Raw genomic sequence first — 17163 nt, 5'->3', positions numbered from 1 at the left:
ACGGGGCGTTGAATTACAGGAAGAAATCCATGCGGAAGTAGATCGGCGCTTCGCGCTCGCTCATCACTGCCGGGCGTTCCAGGGAATGGGCAAAGGTCACGCTGGTGCTGACGTATTTGCCACGGGCGAACAACTCCAACGAGTTGCTCGAGACCCGGCCATGCACTTCACCGTTATAGCGGTCGTTGCTGATCACACCCTGGTCGTAGCCGACGCTGGCGCCGTATTCGGCAAAGGCCGGGCGCATCCAGTCCCAGGTCACCGGGCGCGCCCAGCGCACGTCGTTGCGCCAGTAGCCGCCGCTGTCGCCGGTGAGCTGCTGGTCTTTGAAACCGCGCACCGAGGCCGAGCCGCCGAGGCTCATGCGCTGGGGGCTGAACAGAATGTCTTCACTGCGTTGGCCGGTGGCCAGGCTGGAGAAACTGAACGACTCACCCCATAGCGTGAACGGCTGTAAATAGCTGACGGTGGCGGTGTATTTGCGGTAGCGCGCGTTGGGCAGGCGATTGCCGTATTGATCGCGCTCGTTTTCAGCTTGGGCATCGAAGGCGCCGATACCGTTCTGCATGCCCAGGTCGAGGTTGACGAAGGCATTGCCGATGCGGCGGCCGTGGTTGATGCCCAGTTGCAGTTCACTGAGGCGGTTGCTGCTGGGCTCGGTGCGCACGTCGAGGATGTAGTTGTTGGTGCGCAGGTGCGACAGGCCGACGTTCACCGAGGTCTTGCTCACGTCGTCACGATGGATCACCCGCTCGGCGCGCAGTTGGTGGTTTTCGTTGTCGCCGTTCTGCTTGAATTTAAAGTCGTTGGTTACGCCAAAGGTGCGGTAATCACTCTCGCTGTAGGTGTAGCTGAAGTTCCACCAGCCCCACGGCATGTTGTAATACAGCATGCTGTTTTTCGAGGTTTTCTGATGGTCGCTGACGCCATCGTGGCCACCGCGCAACACCAACTGGTCGGCCAGGCCCAGGGGGCTGTCCCACTCAAGGCCGGCGCCCCACTGCTGTTCGCCGGTACTTTTCTGCCCGTCGTTATTGCGCGACAGGCTGGCGCGCCAGGGCTTTTGCGGGACGTTCCTGACCTGCACTTCACTGCCGCCCACTTGGCTGCCGGGGGTCAGTTCCATTTGCGCCTGCTTGGACGGCAAGCGATTCAACTGGTCCACCAACTGCTCGATTTCCCGCAGGTTGAGCTGCTCGCCGACCTTGCCGGGAAAGGCCATGGCCAGCTCGCGCGGGGACAGGTTGCTGCCGTCGGCGCCCTTCAAGCCTTCGAGCTTGCCTTCCACCACCAACACCTGGAGGTGGCCGGTGGAAAGGTCCTGCTGCGGCAAGTAAGCACGGCTGGTAACCATGCCTTTGTCGATGTAGTAGTCGGTGATCGACTTGAGCACTTGATTGAGCTGGGAGACACCCAGGCACTGACCGATATACGGCTTGAGCAGGCGCTCGCGGTCCGGTGCAGGCAGGCTGTCGGCACCCTTGAGTTCGATGTCTTTGATCGGGAAGCAACGGGTGTCGGCCGGGATGGCAGGCGCTTGGGGCTTGGCTTCTTTGCCGGGCAGTTCCTTGAGGTCTTCAAGGCGCCGGCGCTGTTCTTCCAGCAGACGGTTTTGCCGGTCGCGGATCAGGTCCTGGTCGCCAGGCGTAGGCGCCGCCACCGCGCTATTGAGTGCGAAGCAAGTCAGCAGGCAAACGCCCAGCAGCAGCCGAGTCCGTGGCAATAATAAAGACATGTTCGATCCGTCGAAAAAGCGGGGGCCGGCAAACTAACATCGAACTTCCAGTCGGCCAAGAATCTGACTTAGTTGGAAGTTATGTTTAATAGGCCTTTAAGTTGCTGATTATTAACAATAAATAAATCATGCAACGCTTAATCGCTTGCAATTGGAATTTTTATTCCGACAAGCGGTAACAGTTTTGATACACCTTCAACCGTGGCGCTTACAGTTGCCATTACTTGGCCAGCAATACGCTATCAAGACTGGTTAGTAGCCAAAAATTGAAAAAAGTTCGCGGTTGTTTTGTGAATTGGATCCCATATTTCTGCATCCAGGCTAACCGACTTCCTTGGCCCGCTCCTGCCCCGGCACCAGCTTCAACCCTGGCTTCTCCACATGCCGTGACACGTGCGCCGTCACTTCCTGCACACCGCCCTCCTGGTCGTTATGAATCACCAGCACACCCGGGCGACGCAGTTGTTCCAGGTCGCCTTCCCCCAGGCTGAAACTGTCGCTCAAGCGCTGGTCGCTCAAGGCCTTGGCCGCCGAGCGCCGCTGGGCAAAGTGCTTGCCACGTCGCTGCTGGTAGCGTGCCCAACTGATCAGCACGACTGCGTTGAACACGGCAATCCACAGGTAGATCTGCAAGGTATCCAGCGCCGCGAAAATCGGCGCATCGATCCGCGGGCCGCCGTGGCTGTCGAGCATCGGCACCAGCCCGCGCACCAGCAGGATGATCAGCCCGGCCCAGGCCAGCAGGGTCAGGAATACGTCGATGGCCCACATCACCGGGCGCTGTTGGGTTCGGATCAGATTCATGGTTGCACATCCGTAGTGGGGGCTTTGATTCCGCGATCCGGGCTGTCCCAGCGCGCGCGTTTCTGGTGTTGGCGGAACAGCACTTTGGGGAAGCTGACCAGGGTGGTGAACAGGCTCACCAGCCAGAACACCAACGGGTACCAGACGGTCCAGAACAGGGTTTTCCACAGGCCCTTTTCATAGCGCCGGTCGATCATGATGCTCACCGCGAACTGCACCAGGCACACCACCGCCAGCAGCAGGCCGGTGAAGGCCGGCGGCATCAGCGAGTCGACGGCGATGGCGGCGGGCAGCGTCAACACTTTGCCCACGGCCCAGAAAATCACCGAGAGCAAAAAGGTGAAGGCCCAACCGGTGGACAGGCAGTACTCGAACAGCAGCGGCCACAGGTAGCGATGGCGCCATTGCCAGATGCCACGAATATTTTTGAACAGCACTTCAGCGCCGCCCTGGGCCCAGCGCAGGCGTTGCTTCCACAGGCCGCCGAGGGTTTCCGGCATCAGGATCCAGCACAGCGCGCGAGGCTCGTAGAAGATGCTCCAGTGGTCCAGTTGCAGCTTCCAGCTCACGTCGATGTCTTCGGTGATCATGTCGGTGCTCCAGTAGTCGACCCGGTCCAGGGCCGCCCGCCGAAACGCCACCACCACGCCGGAGACGGTGAAGATCCGCCCGAAGACCCGCTGGGTGCGCTTGATCAAGCCGATGATCGAAGAGAACTCGCCCACCTGCACCCGGCCGATCAAGGTGGAGCGCGTGCGAATGCGCGGGTTGCCGGTGACCGCCCCCAGGCGCGGGTTGTCGAGCATCGGCGCCACCAGGTACGCCGCGGTGTTCGGCGAGAGCAACGCATCGCCGTCGATGCACACCAGGTATTCGCTGCGCGCCGCCACTGCGCCCATGCGCAGGGCCACGGCCTTGCCCTGGTTTTGCGCCAGGTGCAGCACCCGCAGGCGCGGCTCTTTCAGGGCCAACGCATCGAGCACGGCGGCGGTGTTGTCGCTGGAGCCATCGTTGATCGCGATCACTTCGATGTTGCGGTATTGCTGGGCCAACGCGGCGCCGATGGTCTCGGCGGCGTTGTCGCCTTCGTTGTAGCAAGGGATCAGGATCGAGATCAGCGGCTCACCGGCGAGTACCGGCGCGGGGGTGTCATCCGCCCACGGCCAGTGGCGCTCCCAGTGCAGCCAGAAGTACAGGCCGCCGGCGATCCACAAGCCGGACATGAACAGTGGATAGAAGAAGACGAAGTCCATCAGGAACTGCCCGGTGACCAGAAAGATCAGGCCCAGGGGCACACCCAATACCAGCGACAACACGATAAGCGCGAGGATTCTGTCGAACATGAGTCAAGGATTCCACTGGTTGGAAAGGGCCGGACGCACGGTTTTCAGATCCGGCGAATTCTCCAGGAAGTTGTCGGGGTAGTAGCCAAAACTGGTCACGCCCTGACGCTTGAGCACGCCCATCCACTCGGCCATTTGTGCACCGTCCAGATCGGGGGCGGCCGAGGTACGCCAGTCCTTGGCTTGCAACTCGAAGACTGTGCGTTGCAGCGCGCCGGGGCGGGCCTTGACGGTGGCCACGAGCTTTTCCAGCCAGGCGTTGGAGCCCTTGAGGTCCTGGCCTTCCATCAGCGGCATGGCCATCGGCGCAGTCCAGTCGTAGCTGGTGAGGAAGTCGTCGAGGTTCTGCGCGAACCAGGCTTCGCTGCCCGGGTTGAGCATCGGTTCGGCGAAGATATTGCGTGCAGTCTGCACCTGCGGGCCGCGCAGCTTGCGGACCTTGGCCGTCAGCTCATGGGTGAAGTCGATCAGGTAGCGGCTCTTGAAACGCGTCCAGCGCTGCATCACCGCAGGGTCGGCGCGCAGGGCTTCGATGGTGTCCGGCAGGCCATTGGCGGCGTAGGCCTTGAGTGCCCGCGGGCTGGCGTCTTCGAAGTCCGACAGCACCGCGTCGTCGTGGAACAGCACGCCGTCGATGGCACTGGTGCGCGCCAGGTCTTCGTAGATCTCACCGATGACCTGCCGCACTTTCGGATCGAACGGCGACAGGCGCTGGTACTGGTCCGGGTCGATGGCGACCTTGCCGGTTTGCGGGTCCCAACGGGTAACGCGGGGCAGCTTCGAATCGAGGGCGAAACTGAGCACCGGCATCCAGGCAAATACGTTCACGTGGGCCCGGGTGCGCAGTTGCCAGGTGACGCGGTTGAACAGGTCGGCGCGCACCGGCAAATGGCGGTTGGGGAAGTACAGCGAACGCACCAGGCCATCGCCCTTGGGGTCGGCGAAAGCCTGCAGGAACACGGTGCTGGCACCCATGTCGACCACACGCTGGATCAGTTTGTCGAGGTTGCGCACCTGCTGTTCCGGGTCCGGGTCGTAGACGTTGTCCAGGTCCACATGCAGCACCCGCAGCGGGGCTTCAGTCTGGGTCGCGACGATGGCGTTGGCGTAGTGTTCGCCGTCCGGGTCGGAGGCCACCAGGAAGCGCGGGCTGCTCATCAGGTTGCCGAGGCTGTCGAGACCGTCTTCCAGGGTCAGGGCCATCTGGTAACCCTGCTCGCCCACCACCGCCAGCGAGGTGCCATCGGCAGCGCCGTAAGGCCACACCCACACGCGCGGCGCCTTGCCGGTGACGGCGCGGATCTTGTTGGAGATCGCCGTCACGTCGGTGCGCATCCGCGCCTGGAACTGGGCTTCGGTTTCGTAGCGATGGGTCGCCGGGTCAAAGCGTCGGGTGGTGGCGGCCGGTTGCAGGTTGCCTTGTGGGTTGGCCAGCACGCCCTTGTGGTTGGCGTCGGTGTGCGCGGCGATTTCCACCAGGCCGGACTGGGCGATTTCGCGCACCTGCTGCCAGGTCAGGAAGTCCGAACGCGGGCGTGGTGTGCCGGCGAAATCCACCGGCTGGTTCAGCGGCGTATCCACCCACGAACCCACCGGCGCCAGCAGCGCGTGCCAGTTGTAGCTGCGCAGGATCGGCATCACACGGGTGTAGAAGCTCGCGTAGCCGTCATCGAAGCTGAGCATGATCGCCTTCGCCGGCAACTCCGGGCCGCCGTTGCGGGCCGCCAAAATCTGGTCGACGGTGACGGGCTGGTAGCCGTTTTCCCGCAGCCACGCCAACTGCTCGATCAAACGTTCGGTGCGCACGGCCACGACAGCCTGATCGGGGTCGCGGTCCTCGATGTCGTGGTAGGCGATACCGAGGAAATGGTTCTTCGGCCACGCCGCTTCGCTGGCAGGCTTGAGCCGCTCGGCGGGTGGAGTGAAAGGTGCGGGTTGCTGGGCGCAAGCGCTGCTCAGCATTAACCCCAGGGCCAACAGGCAACGGGACAAGACGGGCATGATCGGACTCTTCTAGAAGCGGTAGGTGAGGTCGACGATCAGGCGCAGGTCGCTTTCGCGCTCACCGTCATAAGGTCGGCTGATCCAGCTGAGGTTGGCGCCGGTTTCGAGCACGTCGTTCCAGCGAAACCGCTGGCCGTAGCCCACCAGTGCAACACCGCCGGTACCGTAGTCGCGCTGGCTGTAGGTGCCCGCCCCCACCTGGAACTGCTGGCTCCACTGGGTTTCGTAGCGGTGGTAGAGCACGTGGTTGACGGTGGCCGTGGGCAGCACGCTGAAGTCCGAGCGCGGGTTGAAGTACGGCGTGTCTTCCTTGGTGTTGCGGCTGGTGCCGACTTCCAGGCCCAGGTCGACTTGCACCCCCGGCGAGCTGTACACGCCCTGGCGACCGGTGAGCAGCGCTTCAAGGCGGTTGTTGCCGTCGCTGAAGTGGGACGGGCTCAGGGCCAGTTTCCATTCGCGGCTTTCGTTGGCGCGCCAGCGGATAAACCCGCTGCCGCCGTTGGCAGTAATGTCGGCATTCAGTGCCCGCAGCGGGGTGCTCGCGGAGAGGTAATCGAGACTGCCGCCGTACTGCCATTGGTCATTGATGTCGCGGGCAATCGCGATGCGTGCGCCCTGCTTGTCGCCAAAGCCGTAGGAGTGGTTGGAGACCTCGGCTTCGAGGGTCATGTCGCGGGTGCGCCGCTCTACACCGAGGCGCTGCCAACGGTGTTGGCCGGTGCCTTCTTCGAAATCGGCGGTGGCGTAGCCGGCCCCGCCGAACACGCGCCAGTCTTCATCGATGGGCGGGCTGTAGAGCAAGGTTTCGATGCCGAAATCGCGGCTGCCGGACACCGCGCCCGCGCCGTCATCGCCGCCGCCGTTGCTTTTGCCGGTGTAGGCCTCGACGCGCAATTCGGCCATGTCGTGCACATCCCGCAGGCGGCTGAGGCGCTGTACCTGGCGGTTGTCCGGGGCGCGGTCGACCACGTCGTCGGTGAGTGCATCGAGCTGGCGCCATTCCTGCAGATCGAGGGCAGTGTGGCCTTGGGAAACCTCCAGGCCGATGTCCCGCGGGGCCTGGGCTTCGGTTTCCTTGAGGGTGTTTTCGGCGCGCCGTGGCCAGTCGCGGGCACGGTACATATCGGCCTGGGCCAGGCGCAGGCCGATATTGCCGGGGGCCTGTTGCACCAGGGCTTCCAGGCCTTTTTCGCTGGCGGGCAGGTCGGCGCCATAGGTGCCGGCCTGGGCGGCCAATTGTTGGGCGTCCATCCAGGCGTCGTTGGGGTTGCCGATGGGCAAGCCCTTGAGCTCGACCCGGGGTTTCTGGGTGCTCGCCAGGTTGTCGGCGACTTCGCGGGCTTCCACCACTTGATCGTTTTCGAGCAGGGCGTAGAACAGCGCGGTGCTGTCTTCGACGTGATCGCCGGCGTCCGCATCGCTTGCCGCCAGGGCCTGGCGATACAGCGGCGCGGCCTTTTCCGGCTGGCGCTGGTCGAGGTAGGCGGCAGCGACCCAGCGCAGGGCGTAGGTCGGCAGTTGCACGCCTTCGCCCTTCAAGACTTGGTAATCGCGGATCACCTCGGCGGTGCGCGCCCGGGCTTTCAGCGCGCCCAGACGGTCGATGCGCCAGCGCACCACGTCGTCATGGGCGTTGGCATCCGGTGTCCAGGTGGTGAGCAGTTGGTCGTAATCCTTGAGGGCACGGTCGGCGATGACGTAGCGCTCTTTTTCACTGCGGGTCGCGAACTCGGCCATGCGCACGCGCTCGGCGGCCAGGTCGCCTTCGAGGCGGCGTTGGGTGACCGGGTCCAACAGGCCAGGGCGCCGGGCAGCGAGGCGCAGGGCCGGTTCCGGCAGGCGCGCACGTTGCAGGGCGACGATGTATTCGCGGGCGACTTCAGGTTTGTTGCCGGCACGCATGAACGCCTGGTCGAATTCGAACAGCGCGTCATAGGTAGAACCGGCACGGGTCAGTGCGTAACCCAGGGCCATGCGGCGGTCGGCGTCGTCGGGCTTGGCGGCCACCAGGGCGCGGGTGCGCTGCACCGCTTCAGCGGTCTGGCCGGCGTCCGCCTGGGTCAGGGCCAGGCCGAGTTGCAGGTCCGGATTATTCGGCTCGCGCAGCAACGCCTGGCGATACACGGCAATCGCCGGTTCCCAACGCTGCTGGTTGCGATAGGTGCGGGCGACGGTGGCCAGCGCCTGGGTGGTGAGGGTGCGTGAGCGGCCCTGGGCCTCGTAGACCGTCAGCACCTCGGCGTCCTGGCGCGCCCAGCTGGCAATCAACAGGTGATCGCTGACCTGCCCCGAGGTCTGGCGCTCGGCGGGCATTTGGCGCAACAGGTTGAGGGCCGGACCATAGTTGCCACTGCGGGCCTGGTTGATCAGCGAATCATAGGCCGCATCGGCCGATGCCACGACGGGCCAGAGCAGTTGGCTGCACAGGGCCAGGCGGATAAACGGATGAATATTACGCGACATGTCGTCAGCTTCCTCACCAGGGAAAGCTGTAGCGATAAGTTCACCTGCACGACACTCCAGGCGGCCGGCATCTGATGACGCGGCCAAGCTTTCCCGGGGCGCAATATCCTTGAGGGGGGTACAAAAAAGGCCAATTCAGAACAATTGTTCAGAATTGGCCTACATCACTTTGAGCCGAGTCTTATTGAGCGCCGCTGACCGCGCCGAACTTGCCCAGCACAAAACCAATGAATTGCTCGACGGTCATTTTCTGGCCGTTGAAGGTCACTTCATTGTTGGCGTAGTGCAGCTTGGACACGATATCGGTACCCACCAGGGTCGCCAGTTGAGTACCTACGGCCATGCCGCTGATCATCTCGCTGGCCATCTGGGATTGCTGCTCGATGGCTTTCGGGTCGGTCACACCACCAATCTGCGCCTGCAGGCCGGCAACGTCCTGGATCATCGGCTTGGACAGGGTGAGGTTGGCGTCCAGCAACGCAACGATTTGCTTGCCCAGTTCAACCGGCGGCAGGTCCATGCTCGACGGCTTGGCGAAGTCCGCCACCAGGTTGAAGCGGCTCTCGCCATTGGTGGTTTTCAGCGACAGGTTTTCTACCGCCACTTGCGGCTTGGCAGCCAGCAGTTGGTCGACGTTGGCCTGGGCCAGGGTCTGCTCGGCTTCGGTCAGTTGCAACTCAGGCACGGGCTGGCCAGCAGCGGCAGCGGCCTGGGCCGGCTGTACTTTTTCCTGGTAGAGCTTGGTCAGTACCAGCATCGACGGGATGTCGACGTTCTTCATGCTGACGGCCATGGCCGCCGAACCCACGGGCTTGCCCTGGTAACCGATCTCGTCGATCTTGTAGTCGACGCGGCCGGCCAGGTTGTTGTCCTTGGTTTCGCTGCTGTCTTTCTGCTCAAAGTTCTTGAGAGTCAGCACTGCTTGCTGCGGGCCGAAGGTGACCTTGGTGTTGGTCAGCTCGACGGTGTTTTGCCCGGTGTAGAAACCGAAGGTGGTTTTTTCCAGGTTGCTGGCGATGGTCAGGCCGCTCAGCTCCGCATCCAGCTTGGCGTTGTTGGCATCGATGACCGAGACCTTGAGGCTGTCCATGTAGCCGCTGGCCTTGACCTTCTTGCCTTCGGCGGTGGAGTCGAAGTCGAGGTTGGCGCCGGAGAAGCTCACGGCCGACTTGTCGTCCTTGAGTTCCAGGGGCAGCAGTTCAACGTTGCCGGTCACCGAGCGGTCATAACCGATGTTGGCCACGCCTTTGAGGGGCGACACGTCCTTGCTGGCAGCGAACCATTTTTCGGTGGTGGGGTTTTTCTCGAGTTCGTAGTGACTGGTGGCCATGACCGGCAGCCACTTCAGCGACACCAGGCGCGAGAACGGCAGCGGGCCGTGTTCGATATGGTCGACGAACAGCAGTTCGGTGTCCTGATGATTTTCGCCGAACACCGCGCCCTGGGCCTTGAGGCGATAGTGGGCGGTGCTGCTGAACAGCTGGCGGTCGAGGGAGACCAGTTCGAGGGTCACAGTGCCGTCGACACCGGCCATGGAGGTCTGCAGTTCCTTGTTGGCGTCCTGGATGGCGGTTTGCAGCACCGGCTCCAGTTGCTTGCCGGTGTACCAGGCACCGCCTGCGCTGATTGCACCAATGGCGACGACGATACCCAAGAGAACGACTGCTGGCTTATTCATGTAGTGACCTGATCAAATCCTGTGAAGTGGGCTGTCTTCCCTGAACCCCGAAGGGTGTCGGCTCAAGCCCGCCGAAATCCGGGGAAGATTAGCATTGGCTGGCGTATGCAGCCCAATTTTTCAATAGGCGCAGACTTCAGCGCTGAACGGTAAAGTGCCTTCGCGAGCAAGCCCGCTCCCACATTCGACTGCATTCCAAAGATGGAACTCGATCGAATGTGGGAGCGGGCTTGCTCGCGAAGGCGTCAGTACAGACACCACAGATTTCAGGAATACTCGGTTTCGATCTCATCGAGTTGATGGTCGAAGCTTTTCAGGCGCGCCGTCCACGTATACACCAGCACCTCAAACTCACGGTGAATCACCGCATTGCCCGGCGTATCCGACTTGGGATCATAAAAATCCAGCTGGTAACGCTCTCGCGCCATCGCAGTGGCCACGTCGGATAATTCCCGGGCGTTATTCAGCCAATGCCGTCCGTCGGCGACTTGCCGATCAAGCATCACGCATTGTTTTTTCAGGGCTTCGAGGCTTTTTTCCAGCGGTGTGCCGGTCAGTTCGCCCATGACTTCCTGGAAGGTGCGCCCCGGCTGCCAGTAGCTGCCCCAGAAGTAGCGGTCGAACACCGTCTCGACCCGGCGCAGGGCAACCTTGGTGTCCCAGATCGCCACGCGGGTCTTGCCTTGTTCGAGCAGTCTTCGCTTGATTCGCTGGCCCTGGTAGGAGGCCCAGGCCACCACGCCGATGGACAGCACCGCGATCAGCGCGCTGGCGCTGTCGAGGAACACCATGGCCTTGTCGATTTGATGGGCCAGCATGATGCCGTAGAAGTAAGTCGCCGATAGCAACACCAGTGCGAAGAACACGCACCAGAAAGCGGGAGCATAAGGGTTTTTCATTATTGGAATCCCCATGAGCAAACGCGAGCAGTGACCAGCGGACCATCACGTAAGTCCGCCTGTCAAAGCATAGCAATCAGCTCAGGGTTTGCTGGCTTGTGTGGCTTGCGTTCGTCCACTTTCCCAGCCGCCGCCCAGGGCCAGGAACAAATCGATCTGGCTCATGGCAACCTGGGTGTTCGCCGCCGCCAATTGCGCCCGCACGTCGGTGTAGGTGCGAGTGGCTTGCAGGTCGGCCAGGAACGACGCGCGGCCGGCCTGGAAGAACCGGTGCGTCTGCTCCGCCGCCTCTTTGGCCGACGCGCCGGCATCCGCCAGGGCATCGCGGCGTCGCAGTTGCGCGGTGTATTGCGCGAGGCCCGTCTGGGTTTCACGGATAGCGTTGAGCACCACCCCGTCGAAGTGCGCCAGGGCGCCCTGGGTCGCGGCTTCGGCTTCGTGGATGCGGGCGCGGGCGCCGTTGGTCGGCAGCGTCCAGCTGATCAGCGGGCCAAAGCCCCAACGGTTGGTGGCCGGGGTGCCGAGGTCATCCAGGATGCCGACGGTGCCCACGGTGGCGCCGATGCTGATGTCCGGGTACAGCGCGCCGGTGGCCACACCGATGCGCGCGGTGGCCGCCGCCAGTTGGCGTTCGGCCTGGCGCACGTCAGGGCGACGCTTGAGCAGCGTGGCGCCATCGCCCACCGGCAACAACTGCGCGATGTGCGGCAGCTCGGCGCATTGGGCAGTGCCGGCCGGCAGTTGATCCAGCGGCCTGGCCAGCAACATCGACAGGCGGAACAGCCCGGCCTGGCGCAGTGCTTCATAGCGCGGCATTTCGGCGCGCAAGGATTTGTATTGGGTTTGCGAACGGGTGACCTGGGTTTCATCACCGCGCCCGGCATCCCGCAGGCGCTGGGTCAGGTGCGTGCTCTGGGCTTGCAGGTCGAGGGACTCGTTGGCGATCGCCAGCTCTTCGTTGGCCGCACACACCTGGGTGTAGGAGCGCACCACGTCCGCCACCAGCGTGATACGGGCGATATCGGACGCCGCCTGGGCCGCATCGGCAGTGGCCTGGGAGCTTTCAATGCCACGCTGCAAGGTGCCGAACAAATCGAATTGATAGGAGGTGCTGATACTGGCGCTGCCGATATTCGCCACCGGGACTTTTTCCGTCAGCAAATAGGCCTCACCCGATTCTTGCAGGCGCTGGGCTTCGGCCTTGGCGCCGGCACTCCAGCCGCCGGCCGATTCGGCTTGCTGCACCTGATAGCGCGAGCGCTGCAAGTTGGCCGCAGCCACCCGCAGGTCGGTGTTGGAGGCCATGGCCTGCTCCACCAGCTTATCCAGGCGCGGGTCCTGGTAGAGCTTCCACCAGTCCGCCGGTACCGGCGCCGACACCACATTGCTGCCCTCCCCGGCCAACTGGCCCTGAAGGTCACCGCGGTTCACGGCCGCCTTGTCCGGCAGTTTGTAATCGGGCCCCACCACTTGGCAGGCCGACAGCAACAACCCCAGCCCGGCGGTTGCTAAAAGCCGTTTCATGGCTTGTTCTCCGACTTGGGTTGGTCGTCGATGATCGACACGGTGGCGGTGCGCCCGGCAATCATGCGGAAGTCTGCCGGCACATCGTCAAACGCAATGCGCACCGGAATCCGCTGGGCCAGGCGCACCCAGCTGAACGCCGGGTTGACGTTGGGCAGCAGGTTGGAGCCGCTGGTGCGGTCACGGTCTTCGATACCGGCGACGATGCTCTGCACATGCCCGCGCAGGCGAGCGTTGTCGCCGATCACGCGGATGTCGACGCTCTGGCCGACGTGAATGCCGTCGAGCTTGGTCTCTTCAAAGTAGCCGTCGATGTGGAAGGAGTTGCTGTCCACCACCGACAACACCGGACGCCCGGCGGTCACGAACTCCTGGTTACGCGGCGCACGGTCGTTGATGTAGCCGTCCACCGGGCTGCGGATCACCGAGCGGTCCAGGTTGAGTTGCGCGGCATCCACCGCCACTTGCGACTCGGCCAGGGCCGATTGGGCACGGGCGACGCGGGACTGGCTTTCTTCCAGTTGCTCGCTGGCCACCAGGTTGCCGAGGCCACGGTTACGCTTGTTCTCGCGCACGGCCTGGGCCAGGGTTTCCTGACGGTCGGCCACGGCGGCCTGGGCCTGGCGCAGGGCCAGCTTGAAACGGTCCTGGTCGACGGAGAACAGCACCTGGCCGCGCACCACCAACTGGTTGTCGCGCACGTCCACTTGCTGGATCAGCCCGGACACGTCCGGGGCGATCTGCACGATGTCGGCACGGATGTGGCCGTCACGGGTCCACGGCGCGAACATGTAGTACATCACCATGCGCCACACCACGACGCAGGCGAAGGTCACCACCAGTAACGTCAGGACTACACGGCCAATGGTCAAAAAAGGTTTTTTCATGTCATGAGGTATCGACTGAGTGAATCCACTGCGCCCAGCAACAGAGCGTAGAGACCCACATTGAACAATGCCCGGTGCCAGACCAGGCGATAGAAGTGGACGCGGGTCAACAGCCCGTGCACCACCAGGTACAACACATACGTAATGCCCATCAGCACCAGCAACGTGGGCAGGAACACCCCGCTGATATCCAGATCACCGATCATAAAGGCGCTCCATCGGGTAACGGCGCTTCCATCTCTGTGCCGCCAAGAAATTCCACGCCGGGCAACAGCGCCAGGCGCAAGCCGCTGAGGGCGTGCAACAAATGCAGGCGGGTTTCGTCCTCGCCTTGCAGGCCCTGGCCGTTGAGGGCGCGGCGGGTACGGTCGAGGGTCATCAGCAGACCGCTGGGGGCCGGCAGACGTTCACCGGCCTTGAGGCAGGCCTTGAAGTAACCGCCGACGCCTTCCACCACCTGGTTCAACAACACCCGCGGCACCCCGAGGATGCGCGGCGAGTACGCCAGCAGGTCCAGCAGGTTCAGCGCCACCCGCACTTCCCGCAGGGCGATGCCGGTGTCCTGGCCGGTCATGGCCAGGCGCGGCAGGTGTTGCATCAGGCGGTCGAGCATTTGCACGCCCATCTTGCGGTGTTCGGCCAGGGTCGCAGGCTCGGTCAGGGTGACGATGTCGCGCCAGCTGAAACGGGTCAGGCGCTTGGCCGCAAGCTCAGCGCCGAACGGCCGGGCAATCAGGGTCCAGACAAAGGCGAACAACAGGCCTACCGGGCCCGCCAGGTTGGAGTTGGCAAAGGCCAGGAAGTCCGCGTCGTAGGCACCCTGGATGCTGATGAACGACGAGGTGTTGACCAGCGTCAGCAGCATGCCGAGGTAGAAACGCGGCTGTACCGTCAGCGTGCCGATGCAGATAAAGGGCACCGAAAACGCCAGCACCAGCATCGGGAAATCATGCAGGTTGGGCAGCACCAGAAACAGGTAGAGGCTGGCGAACAGCACCGACATCGCCGTCCAGAAAAAGAACCGGTAGATCTGCGGCGCCGGGTCGTCCATCGAAGCGAAGAAGCTGCAGGCCACCGCCGCCAGGATCACTGCACTGCCACCGTCGGTCCAGCCCAACAGGATCCACAGCACCGAGGCGACGATGATCGCGGTGACGGTGGAAAACGCCGAGTAGAACATCAGGCCACGGTCGAGGAACGGTGTCAGCCGGCCCAGGCGCCAGTGGCGGTAGACCGCGCGCCAGCTGTCCTGGCTTTCGCACTGGATGGCGGCTTGCAGGCTGCGGCAGTCTTGCCACAGATCCACCCACTCGCCGAGGCGATACAGGGCGTTGGAGAACAGCAACTGGTGGCGGTCATCCAGGGCGTCGGCATCGGGTTGCAGGGCTTCGATCTGGTCGCGCAGAACACGCCAGCGTTCGAGGGGCGCGTCCTTTTGCGTGCTGTCCAGCCACTCGTTGGCGGCGGTCAGCAACGGTGTGAAGCGGTCGAGCAATTCCGGCGCGCGATGTTCCAAGGCGTACACGGCGTCGTCGAGGGCATCGATCACCGGCAGCAGGTGGATCATCCGCCCGCGCAGCTCCTTGGTGTTGCGCACCGTTTGCGGCCGCGAGCCCTCATGGGGCAACTGGCCGATCATCAATTCCAGGGTGTTGAAGGTGGCAACCATGCCGCCGCGCAGGGTGCTGATTTCTTCGGGCTGGACGTTGCGGCTGAGGAAGCGCCGGCTGTAGACCTGCGCGTCGGCAAACCACTTGCTTACCGAGTCATCGAACACCGGCGCCAGGCGTCGCGGCCAGAACATCGCCCCCACCACCGCCGCCACGGCGATGCCGAGGAAGATCTCTTCGGTCCGCGCTTCGGCCACATCCCACACCGCCAGCGGGTTATCCACCACCGGCAGGGCGATCAGCGGCAAGGTGTAGCCGGCCAGCATCAGCGCATAGCTGTTGGCGGTGCGCAGGTGCAGGGACAGGAACAGCAGAATCCCGGTCCACAGCGCGATCACCACCACCAACACGTAAGGCGTCTGCACAAACATCGGCACAAAAAACACCGCAGCGGCCGCGCCCATGAAGGTACCGACCGCCCGGTACAGCGCCTTGGAGCTGGTAGGGCCGACAAACGGGCTGGACACGATATACACCGTGGCCATCGCCCAATACGGACGCGGCATTTGCATCAGCATGGCGATGTACAACGCGATCATTGAAGCGGCGAATGTCCTTACGCCGTAGAACCAATCCTTGGCCGGCGGCATGCCGGTAAAAAATCCGTTCAAGAACTCACAACCATGGGATGTTGATTGGCGCCTTCGAAGGCCCGCAGTACACGCAAAGCAGCTTCCAGGTCATCGGGATCGATGGTGGCCAGCACTTCCCGGCGCAGGCGCACCAGTTGCTCTTCCACTGCCTGCACCAGCTCGCGGCCACGCTCGGTGAGGCTCAAGGCCTTGGCGCGGCGGTCGTGGATATCTTCGGTGCGGCACACATAGCCGGAACTGCACAGCTGGTCCAACAGCCGCACCAGGGACGGGCTTTCCATCCCGGCCGCCTGGGCCACCTTGACCTGATGCACACCGTCGCCGAGGCGGCCGATCATCAGCAGCGGCACGGCGCAGGCTTCGGAGATGCCATAGCTGACGAGCGTGGTCTGGCAGATTTTGCGCCAGGTCCTGGCACCTACCACCATGCTGCTGCTGATGTTCATCTGGAGTTGTTCGAGGGTCTGGGACACTGGATTATTCGCATACAGTTAGTTTGCTAACTATCAATATGGTCGATGGATCCAATGCAGTCAAGTTTTGATACAAATTTGCGGATGGGTGGATGGCCCGTGGGCTAAGTAAAGCTGGTTTGGGGAAAGGTGGTTTGCTGTCAGCAACCGTCAGTCGCCTCACTCAGCTCACATGCGTCGTCAGGTATGCACGTTGTATATACTTCGTACATACCAATCTAGAGCATTCACTTATGTCAAAACTAGCCGTTTTCACCTTGAAGCTTGAGTCGGAACTACGCGACCAATTCATGGCCGAGTGCGAGGCTACCCACCGTCCTGCATCGCAAATCGTGCGAGATATGATGCGTCAGTTTGTCCAGGCCCAGCAGGAATCACGGGAGTACGACGCGTTCTTGCAGCGTAAAGTAGACGCCTCTCGCGCCTCGATACAGGCAGGCAGAGAGATTTCCAATGAGGATTTGGAAGCTGAGTTTTCTGCGAAACGTGCTCACGTAGATAATCAGGAATGAGGGTTGCCTGGACGCCGGAAGCGGCGCAGGACCGTAGGGATATCTGGGACTTTTTATTTGAGAAAAACCCACAAGCCGCAGCCGATATGGATCGACGCTTCAGCAGTGCAGTGCTGGGGCTGGCAAAACACCCAGAAATCGGCCCACTCGGCAGGATCACAGGCACACGCGAAGTCATTCCTCATCCAAGCTACCGCCTTGTTTACCAACTTGAGCCCGACGTAGTAAGGGTCGTGGCGCTTGTGCACACCGCTCGCCAATGGCCACCAGAGAAAGCAACCGCCTCTTGACGGCCTAGACTCCTCGCCCCTCTCTCAACCGCAAATTCAACTCATCCACCACCTCCGCCCAATCCGCATCCTCCAGAATCTCTTCACGCAAAAACGCCCGCTGAGCCGGCGTCCAGAAAAAAGCATCCGCCAGGTGCAGTTCGGGTTTGAGTGGGGAGTGGACCGCGATGAACCGCTCGATACTGACCGGGTCTTCCGGCAAACCGAGCTGTTTGAACAACGATGGCAAGTTGTGGACTGGGGATTCCATGAGGCGTTCCTGGAGAGTAGGTTCACCTGAGTCTAGCC

General features: G+C 62.6%; 15 protein-coding genes. 2 read left to right on the top strand and 13 right to left on the bottom strand.

Going from position 1 to position 17163, the window contains the following annotated elements; translation table 11 throughout:
* Nucleotides 1–13: 13 nt before the first annotated feature.
* The 12 genes from AC3WKX_RS18445 to AC3WKX_RS18390 form a co-directional block, all read right to left on the bottom strand.
* Nucleotides 14–1735: a ShlB/FhaC/HecB family hemolysin secretion/activation protein gene (locus tag AC3WKX_RS18445; protein ID WP_102605397.1), complete on the bottom strand. Its 1722-nt coding sequence runs from the start codon at nt 1733–1735 to the stop codon at nt 14–16.
* A 321-nt stretch (nt 1736–2056) separates the two neighbouring features.
* Nucleotides 2057–2539 (bottom strand): poly-beta-1,6-N-acetyl-D-glucosamine biosynthesis protein PgaD, encoded by a 483-nt coding sequence (gene pgaD, locus AC3WKX_RS18440; protein ID WP_102605398.1) that lies wholly within the window; start codon nt 2537–2539, stop codon nt 2057–2059.
* Nucleotides 2536–3882 carry a poly-beta-1,6-N-acetyl-D-glucosamine synthase gene (gene pgaC / locus AC3WKX_RS18435; protein ID WP_102605399.1) on the bottom strand — a complete coding sequence of 449 codons (1347 nt, stop codon included), beginning with the start codon at nt 3880–3882 and terminating at the stop codon, nt 2536–2538. The genes pgaD and pgaC overlap by 4 nt, the downstream gene beginning before the upstream one ends.
* 3 nt (nt 3883–3885) lie before the next feature.
* Nucleotides 3886–5883 (bottom strand): poly-beta-1,6-N-acetyl-D-glucosamine N-deacetylase PgaB, encoded by a 1998-nt coding sequence (gene pgaB / locus AC3WKX_RS18430; protein WP_102605400.1) that lies wholly within the window; start codon nt 5881–5883, stop codon nt 3886–3888.
* 12 nt (nt 5884–5895) lie between these two features.
* Complete coding sequence (gene pgaA, locus AC3WKX_RS18425; protein ID WP_102605401.1) at nt 5896–8349, bottom strand: poly-beta-1,6 N-acetyl-D-glucosamine export porin PgaA; 2454 nt, start codon at nt 8347–8349, stop codon at nt 5896–5898.
* 181 nt (nt 8350–8530) lie between these two features.
* A complete protein-coding gene (locus AC3WKX_RS18420) occupies nt 8531–10027 on the bottom strand; it encodes a YdgA family protein (protein WP_023659325.1) in 1497 nt (498 codons plus the stop codon).
* A 266-nt stretch (nt 10028–10293) separates the two neighbouring features.
* Nucleotides 10294–10926 carry a hypothetical protein gene (locus tag AC3WKX_RS18415; protein WP_003218188.1) on the bottom strand — a complete coding sequence of 211 codons (633 nt, stop codon included), beginning with the start codon at nt 10924–10926 and terminating at the stop codon, nt 10294–10296.
* A gap of 81 nt (nt 10927–11007) precedes the next feature.
* Nucleotides 11008–12450 (bottom strand): efflux transporter outer membrane subunit, encoded by a 1443-nt coding sequence (locus AC3WKX_RS18410; protein ID WP_102605402.1) that lies wholly within the window; start codon nt 12448–12450, stop codon nt 11008–11010.
* Nucleotides 12447–13337, bottom strand: a complete 891-nt coding sequence (locus tag AC3WKX_RS18405; RefSeq protein WP_003218191.1) for an efflux RND transporter periplasmic adaptor subunit — start codon at nt 13335–13337, stop codon at nt 12447–12449. Before AC3WKX_RS18405 ends, AC3WKX_RS18410 begins: the two co-directional genes overlap by 4 nt.
* Nucleotides 13334–13543 (bottom strand): DUF1656 domain-containing protein, encoded by a 210-nt coding sequence (locus AC3WKX_RS18400; RefSeq protein ID WP_003218193.1) that lies wholly within the window; start codon nt 13541–13543, stop codon nt 13334–13336. The genes AC3WKX_RS18405 and AC3WKX_RS18400 overlap by 4 nt, the downstream gene beginning before the upstream one ends.
* On the bottom strand, nt 13540–15618 hold the full coding sequence (locus tag AC3WKX_RS18395) for an FUSC family protein (protein WP_102605403.1): 2079 nt from the start codon (nt 15616–15618) through the stop codon (nt 13540–13542). Before AC3WKX_RS18395 ends, AC3WKX_RS18400 begins: the two co-directional genes overlap by 4 nt.
* On the bottom strand, nt 15615–16046 hold the full coding sequence (locus AC3WKX_RS18390) for a MarR family winged helix-turn-helix transcriptional regulator (RefSeq protein ID WP_010168758.1): 432 nt from the start codon (nt 16044–16046) through the stop codon (nt 15615–15617). The genes AC3WKX_RS18395 and AC3WKX_RS18390 overlap by 4 nt, the downstream gene beginning before the upstream one ends.
* Before the next feature lie 260 nt (nt 16047–16306).
* Between AC3WKX_RS18390 and AC3WKX_RS18385 the strand changes: the two genes are divergently transcribed.
* Nucleotides 16307–16585 carry a hypothetical protein gene (locus AC3WKX_RS18385; RefSeq protein WP_003218199.1) on the top strand — a complete coding sequence of 93 codons (279 nt, stop codon included), beginning with the start codon at nt 16307–16309 and terminating at the stop codon, nt 16583–16585.
* Nucleotides 16582–16875: a type II toxin-antitoxin system RelE/ParE family toxin gene (locus AC3WKX_RS18380; RefSeq protein ID WP_093203108.1), complete on the top strand. Its 294-nt coding sequence runs from the start codon at nt 16582–16584 to the stop codon at nt 16873–16875. The genes AC3WKX_RS18385 and AC3WKX_RS18380 overlap by 4 nt, the downstream gene beginning before the upstream one ends.
* A 4-nt stretch (nt 16876–16879) precedes the next feature.
* Here the strand turns inward: AC3WKX_RS18380 and AC3WKX_RS18375 are convergent, their stop codons facing one another.
* On the bottom strand, nt 16880–17125 hold the full coding sequence (locus tag AC3WKX_RS18375; protein ID WP_102605404.1) for a DUF2789 domain-containing protein: 246 nt from the start codon (nt 17123–17125) through the stop codon (nt 16880–16882).
* Nucleotides 17126–17163 lie beyond the last annotated feature (38 nt).

The sequence above is a fragment of the Pseudomonas sp. GP01-A4 genome, from assembly GCF_058780865.1.
The sequence above is the reverse complement of the archived record's forward strand: the minus strand, read 5'-3'. Positions and strand labels throughout refer to the sequence as shown.

Bases quoted from the DNA above. Each gene is read 5' to 3' on its own strand.
- AC3WKX_RS18445 (WP_102605397.1), bottom strand. From the start codon at position 1,735: ATGTCTTTATTATTGCCACGGACTCGGCTGCTGCTGGGCGTTTGCCTG.
- pgaD (WP_102605398.1), bottom strand. From the start codon at position 2,539: ATGAATCTGATCCGAACCCAACAGCGCCCGGTGATGTGGGCCATCGAC.
- pgaC (WP_102605399.1), bottom strand. From the start codon at position 3,882: ATGTTCGACAGAATCCTCGCGCTTATCGTGTTGTCGCTGGTATTGGGT.
- pgaB (WP_102605400.1), bottom strand. From the start codon at position 5,883: ATGCCCGTCTTGTCCCGTTGCCTGTTGGCCCTGGGGTTAATGCTGAGC.
- pgaA (WP_102605401.1), bottom strand. From the start codon at position 8,349: ATGTCGCGTAATATTCATCCGTTTATCCGCCTGGCCCTGTGCAGCCAA.
- AC3WKX_RS18420 (WP_023659325.1), bottom strand. From the start codon at position 10,027: ATGAATAAGCCAGCAGTCGTTCTCTTGGGTATCGTCGTCGCCATTGGT.
- AC3WKX_RS18415 (WP_003218188.1), bottom strand. From the start codon at position 10,926: ATGAAAAACCCTTATGCTCCCGCTTTCTGGTGCGTGTTCTTCGCACTG.
- AC3WKX_RS18410 (WP_102605402.1), bottom strand. From the start codon at position 12,450: ATGAAACGGCTTTTAGCAACCGCCGGGCTGGGGTTGTTGCTGTCGGCC.
- AC3WKX_RS18405 (WP_003218191.1), bottom strand. From the start codon at position 13,337: ATGAAAAAACCTTTTTTGACCATTGGCCGTGTAGTCCTGACGTTACTG.
- AC3WKX_RS18400 (WP_003218193.1), bottom strand. From the start codon at position 13,543: ATGATCGGTGATCTGGATATCAGCGGGGTGTTCCTGCCCACGTTGCTG.
- AC3WKX_RS18390 (WP_010168758.1), bottom strand. From the start codon at position 16,046: ATGAACATCAGCAGCAGCATGGTGGTAGGTGCCAGGACCTGGCGCAAA.
- AC3WKX_RS18385 (WP_003218199.1), top strand. From the start codon at position 16,307: ATGTCAAAACTAGCCGTTTTCACCTTGAAGCTTGAGTCGGAACTACGC.
- AC3WKX_RS18380 (WP_093203108.1), top strand. From the start codon at position 16,582: ATGAGGGTTGCCTGGACGCCGGAAGCGGCGCAGGACCGTAGGGATATC.
- AC3WKX_RS18375 (WP_102605404.1), bottom strand. From the start codon at position 17,125: ATGGAATCCCCAGTCCACAACTTGCCATCGTTGTTCAAACAGCTCGGT.